This is a genomic window from Gilvimarinus sp. 1_MG-2023 (assembly GCF_030548285.1).
This window is the reverse complement of the sequence record NZ_JAUOSC010001668.1, coordinates 1-238: the sequence shown is the minus strand read 5'-3', so window position 1 is coordinate 238 and position 238 is coordinate 1. Positions and strand designations below refer to the sequence as shown.

The window sequence follows — 238 nt, the reverse complement described above, 5'->3', positions numbered from 1 at the left end:
CGCCGATGGCGATCATTTGTCCCTGGGTTTCAGGGAGCAGGACCGAGAGCGGCTGAACCAGTATCAGATACAGGTCGTTGGCAAAATAGAACATGCCAAGAAACAGTGCCAATACCACCAGCACCGACTTCAGCAAGCGGTTGCGCAGTTCGACCAGATGGGCAATAAGGGGTTGTTCCTGATCCTGGCTCATGATTCGGGCTTGATGTCCTTGGCAGGTGGTGTCGGTATATCGGGC

At 54.6% G+C, this 238-nt stretch carries 1 protein-coding gene; it reads right to left on the bottom strand.

Annotated elements, in window-relative coordinates; genetic code table 11:
- On the bottom strand, nt 1-193 hold a 193-nt coding region (locus Q4563_RS22460; RefSeq protein WP_303606122.1), incomplete at its 3' end, for a twin-arginine translocase subunit TatC.
- Nucleotides 194-238: the final 45 nt, after the last annotated feature.